Source organism: Deltaproteobacteria bacterium (assembly GCA_026712905.1).
Taxonomy (GTDB): Bacteria; Desulfobacterota; Binatia; order UBA9968; family JAJDTQ01; genus JAJDTQ01.
This window is the reverse complement of sequence record JAPOPM010000094.1, coordinates 1-1,758: the sequence shown is the minus strand read 5'-3', so window position 1 is coordinate 1,758 and position 1,758 is coordinate 1. Positions and strand designations below refer to the sequence as shown.

Genomic DNA, 1,758 nt, shown 5'->3' with positions numbered 1-1,758 from the left:
GAAATCCAAACCGGACAACGGGATCGTCTTCTTCAAGGACACCCATGATCTCACCCGGCTCGACGAAGCCACCATCGCCAACCTCGGAATCGGGCGCAAGTTCCAGAAGCCCACGGTCTTCGACAACCTGACCGTGGCCGAGAACCTGGAGCTCGCCCGCAAGGCCCGTCGCGGCATCCTGCGCATGCTGCTCGCGCCGGCGTCGGCGCCGCCGTCGGAGTTGATGGAAGCCGCGGTGGAAACCATCGGGCTGGCCGGGCGCCGCGAGACCGTGGCCGGGACCCTCAGCCACGGGCAGAAACAGTGGCTCGAGATCGGCATGCTGCTGGTCCAGGACCAGGAGCTGCTGCTCCTGGACGAACCCGTGGCCGGCATGACCGACAGCGAACGGGAGCAGACCGCCGCGCTCATCCGCGGCATCGCCGGCGAGCGCACCGTCGTGGTGGTGGAGCACGACATGCAGTTCGTGCGCTCGCTGGAGGGCCGCGTCACCGTGCTGCACGAAGGACGCATGCTCATGGAAGGCTCCATGGACGCCGTGGAGAGCAACGCCACGGTGGCGGACGTGTACCTGGGTCGCTGACCCGGGCGCCCGCGATGACGGAAGATTCCCATGCTGCAGGTTGACGACATCCACCTCCAATACGGCGCCAGCCGCGTGCTGCGCGGCGTGACCCTGTCCGTGGACAAGGGCCAGGTGACCTGCGTGCTGGGGCGGAACGGCGTCGGCAAGACATCGCTGCTGCGCGCGATCCTGGGGTTGCGGCCGGTGCGGAAAGGCCGCATCCGCTGGGAAGGAGACGACATTACCGGCCTTCCCGCCCACCGGCGCGCGCGGCTGGGCTTCGGCAACGTACCCCAGGGACGAGAGATCTTCCCGCGGCTGACGGTGGAGGAGAACCTGCGCACCGGTTTCCCGGCCCTGCCCAGGTCCCTGCGCACCATTCCCGACCAGGTCTTTCAACTGTTCCCGGTGCTCAAGGACATGCTGCACCGCCGGGGCGGCGACCTCTCCGGCGGCCAGCAGCAGCAGCTCGCCATCGCGCGGGCGCTGGTGCTCCGGCCCAAGCTGCTGATCCTCGACGAGCCCACCGAAGGCATTCAGCCTTCCATCATCAAGGACATCAAGCAGGTCATCCACGGGCTCGCCCGGGAAGGGCGCATGGCGATCCTGCTGGTGGAGCAATATTTCGACTTCGCCCACGAGCTGGCGGACAAGCTCGTGGTCATGGACCGCGGCGAGAGCGTTCTCGCCGGCGACAAGGGGGACCTCCTTGAGCGCGACGTGCGCAAGCACCTTACCGTCTGACGGCGCGCACGCGCGGCTGCCGCGCGGCGACGGCCGCGCGGAGATCGTCTTCGGCCCGGTCCACGGAGCGACCCGGCTTCGGCACCTGTACCAGAGGAACCCCTGCCGGGTCTTCTTCCCGGGCACCACCGACCTCGCGACCGCGGTGGTTCTGACCACCTCCGGAGGACTCACCGGCGGGGACCGGATCGAGTTGGACCTCGCGGTCCGCAAGGAGGCGCGGGCCGTGATAACGACGCAGGCCGCCGAGAAAATCTACCGCTCCGCGGGCGAACCCTGCAACGTCGATGTGCGCATCACGGCCGGGAAGAAGACCTGGATGGAATGGATGCCGCAGGAAACCATCCTGTTCGACGGCGCCCGGCTGCGCCGCGCCACCACCGTCCGCGCCACGGACGGCGCCCGCATCATGGCCGGCGAGATCCTCGTGTTCGGCCGCCTGGCCCGCG

General features: G+C 68.7%; 3 protein-coding genes. All 3 read left to right on the top strand.

Going from position 1 to position 1,758, the window contains the following annotated elements:
* A partial coding sequence (locus OXF11_07090; protein ID MCY4486867.1) for an ATP-binding cassette domain-containing protein occupies positions 1–583 on the top strand: 583 nt, incomplete at its 5' end.
* 30 nt (positions 584–613) lie between these two features.
* Positions 614–1,309: an urea ABC transporter ATP-binding subunit UrtE gene (urtE, locus tag OXF11_07085; GenBank protein MCY4486866.1), complete on the top strand. Its 696-nt coding sequence runs from the start codon at positions 614–616 to the stop codon at positions 1,307–1,309.
* The coding region (locus OXF11_07080; GenBank protein MCY4486865.1) for an urease accessory protein UreD at positions 1,275–1,758 on the top strand (484 nt) is incomplete at its 3' end. The genes urtE and OXF11_07080, both read left to right, overlap by 35 nt.